Annotated in this window: 3 protein-coding genes; 1 reads left to right on the forward strand and 2 read right to left on the reverse strand. The window is 43.0% G+C overall.

Going from position 1 to position 3,284, the window contains the following annotated elements:
* Positions 1-730: 730 nt before the first annotated feature.
* Positions 731-1,051 carry a helix-turn-helix transcriptional regulator gene (locus tag ABMY41_RS21535; protein WP_285221116.1) on the forward strand — a complete coding sequence of 107 codons (321 nt, stop codon included), beginning with the start codon at positions 731-733 and terminating at the stop codon, positions 1,049-1,051.
* 353 nt (positions 1,052-1,404) lie between these two features.
* On the opposite strand, the gene ABMY41_RS21540 is transcribed toward ABMY41_RS21535, so the two are convergent.
* Positions 1,405-2,223, reverse strand: coding sequence for a nuclear transport factor 2 family protein (locus ABMY41_RS21540; protein WP_349276226.1), 819 nt, complete (start codon positions 2,221-2,223; stop codon positions 1,405-1,407).
* A gap of 71 nt (positions 2,224-2,294) precedes the next feature.
* Positions 2,295-3,035, reverse strand: coding sequence for a ferredoxin--NADP reductase (locus ABMY41_RS21545; protein ID WP_349276228.1), 741 nt, complete (start codon positions 3,033-3,035; stop codon positions 2,295-2,297).
* Positions 3,036-3,284: the final 249 nt, after the last annotated feature.

Raw genomic sequence — 3,284 nt, forward strand, 5'->3', positions numbered from 1 at the left:
AAGAAGAAGAAATTTATAACATCAGTTACTGGAAAAAGCAGGAGTATTGAATTATTGATTGAAAAAGATCAGTTACCTGAATTTAAGTAAGGGCAACTGATCAAAATATATGTGAAAGAGTACTAGGGTTTAGGTTCTAGGCGCTAGGACGCGATGTAAAATCGCTGGTTTCTAGTCGTTAGAGGTCAGATATTAGATGTCAGCCGATCTGTGGGGTTATTTAGGTCGAGTGTTCTTCTCAGCATTCGACCTTTTCATTTTCTGAGTAGGTTAGGTCGAGCGGAGCGATACCCAACGTATAGAAGCGGTCAGCCTTCAGCGATCAGACGCGCGAAACAAGTTTCACGCCTACATGTAGCAGCGGATTTATCCCGTGTCATAAGCGTTAGGCTTTAGGCTCTGGGTTCTAGGTCGCGATGTAAAATCGCTGCTACCTCATATCTCGTACCTCGCACCTTTCCCCTTGTATCTCGCTAACTTAAGACAATTCCCGGCTAAAGCCAGTCCTACGGGGGAAACATTAGGCGCTAGGCTTTGGGTTCTAGGACGCGATGTAAAATCGCTGCTACCTCGCATCTCGTTACTCACACCTTTCCCCTTGTATCTCGCTAACTTGACCCCCGCTAACTTGACCCCCGCTAATTTTACTCTCGCTAACTTGACCCCCGCTAACTTTACCTCCTCTATTGCAAAAACATTAAATACCGCTAAACTAATCATTAAATACCTAATGATTATAAAAGTAATCAATATGCGTTCTGAACAGGCTACTAAAATGGCACAAAAGCTGGGAGATTTGATTCGCCAGCACCGAACTCTTCATTATACGCAAAGTACATTTGCGAAAATGATTGGGGTATCACGTTCGACTGTACAAAAGTTGGAGCAAGGCGATGTTGTGAAAAGTGACATTCTTTTTGAAGCACTGGTTGTACTTAACTTACAGGGATCGCTTCTTGATGAAATAAATGAATTAGCGGCCGACGTAGGTGGATACAACGCTCGCCAACGCAAACGAAATTCACCACAGGAAATCAATGATGACTTCTGAGTGCTATGTATTTATAGATGGTTTAGAAGAAAAACCCGTTATTTGTGGTTACTTTAAATTAGATAATCAATCCAAATATTTAGACGTCAGAGATTAGATGTTAGTCAATCGGCATAACCATCAGCTATCAGACGTGCGAAACAAGTTTCACGCCTACATGTAGCAGCGGGTTTATCCCGCGTCATAGGCGCTAGGGTTTAGGCTCTGGGTTCTAAGACGCGATGTAAAATCGCTGCTACTTCGCATCTTACCAACTTTACTCTTGTAGCTCGCTAACTTTCACCTTTCCCCTTGTAACTCGCTAACTTGTAACTTGACCCCATAAAAAAAGAGCAGCTGGGCTGCTCTTTTTTCTAACGGAAGAATAACACTTTGGTTATTTTGCCATTCTCTATTTTGTAGCTGGTAACAAACTCAGAGCGCTTGTCGACGACTTTTGGGTCTTGTGTACAGGTTTCTGACAGTTCGTGATCAATCACGATGTTGCCAAGTACAATGCGTTTTATTGGCGATGATTTAATGCACTTTAGCTTTTTAAACATGATGCCGTATCGTGCAATGAGTTTTTCTTTACCGGTGAACATCAACTCATTCGGAAATGTATAAAACTCAACGTTTTCATCATACATCTTAATGAATGCATCAATGTTACGAGCATTATAAGCTGCAATCAGCTGTTCAATCACCGCCATCGATTCACGTGACTGACGTGCTTTTTCTTGCTGCTTCGCTGTTAGTGCTTCTTTAGCTTGGTTAACGGCTTTTTCTGCTTCTGCAACGGCTTGCTGTTTTTCGGCAACTGTTTTTGGTTGTTCAGCAGGTGCGGGAGTTTCTGTACCGAGTACCTTGCTATCATCAACTTCTGCAACCGCTTTTAAGGCTGCGGCTGTCGCTTTTTGTTCGTCGCTGCTTGTGGTTGTTTCACTCGTTGCCTTCGCAGCTTCTTCAGCTTTTTCTTCTACTTGAGTGGCTTCTACAGTCGCTTTTTCAGCTTCCGCCGCTGATTTTTGCTCTGTAGCTGGCTTTTCTTCAATAAACTCTAAGCTAGGTACGTCCTTTTTTTCGGCTTTTTGTTCATTGCTCGTTTGAGGCCCAGTTTGTTCGGTGGTTTCGTCACTTGCAATTGACTGCCAAGAGAGTAATAAACTGATTGCAAAAAATAACGGTTTCATACTTTTCCTAAATGCATCATTCCTGATTTGAGGCGCTAAGGTAGCAAATTCTAGCTGTTTGGCATAGTTTTTTACCAATATTGCTCTACTGTGATCTGCCCTGGTTCACGGCGTCTGTTGCGGCTAAAACCAAGCTCTAACAAAATAGCCGTAGTATCTTTTACCATTTGTGGGTTACCGCAAATCATAAATTGTGCGGTATCAGATACAGTTGGGCGCCCTATTACATCAAATAAACGATGGTCTTTAATTACGTCTGTGATCCGGCCATTAAAACCGATAGTGGCTGACTCTCGGCTGACTACCGGCGAATAGCAAAGATTTGGGTACTGCTGCTGTAGTGCTTTAATGCGTTCTTGATAACTTAAGTCCTCGTTAAAGCGAACTCCATGCACTAAATGAACATGCTCAAACTTTTGCCACACTTCGCCCTGCTCTAATATTGAAATAAAAGGGCCAAGCGCAGTACCTGTACTCAGCATATAAAGCTGCTCACTGCTTGGTACTTCATCAAGGGTAAAAAAACCTGTCGCGCGGCGCTCTATAGTCACAGAGTCACCCGGCTTTAATTGTGCGAGTTGTTGAGAAAGTTGACCGTCTTTGACATTGATAAGATAAAACTCGAGATCGGGATTGTTCGGCGCATTCACATAAGAATATGCACGAGCTACACGTTTATCACCCACTTGCATCGCAAGCTTTGTAAACTGCCCCGCCGTGAATGGCTCAACATCGGCATTAACGATTAAGCTAAATAATGACTCAGTCCACCATTTAACGTCTTTCACCTTAGCTTCAACCCAATTAGACATACACATCCTCAATTGTTGTTCCTCTATTAAAAGTGGCAACAATTGGTTGAATTTTCAAGTTTTAAGGGGCGGTTGCGAGGTGCGAGGTGCGAGATGCGAGGTGCGAGATGCGAGATGCGAGATGCGTATATGGACTCCCCCTGTAAGGCAAGAAAATTCAAAGTGTAATTTGATAATAGCAAGTTCACGTATATTCGGCCTTATTATGGGGAGCTACCCCGAGACCTGAATGGCTTAATCCACTGTATT

Source organism: Pseudoalteromonas sp. BZA4, from assembly GCF_040104395.1.
In the GTDB taxonomy this organism is placed as follows: Bacteria; Pseudomonadota; Gammaproteobacteria; order Enterobacterales; family Alteromonadaceae; genus Pseudoalteromonas.

Bases quoted from the DNA above. Each gene is read 5' to 3' on its own strand.
- ABMY41_RS21545 (WP_349276228.1), bottom strand. From the start codon at position 3,035: ATGTCTAATTGGGTTGAAGCTAAGGTGAAAGACGTTAAATGGTGGACT.
- ABMY41_RS21540 (WP_349276226.1), bottom strand. From the start codon at position 2,223: ATGAAACCGTTATTTTTTGCAATCAGTTTATTACTCTCTTGGCAGTCA.
- ABMY41_RS21535 (WP_285221116.1), top strand. From the start codon at position 731: ATGATTATAAAAGTAATCAATATGCGTTCTGAACAGGCTACTAAAATG.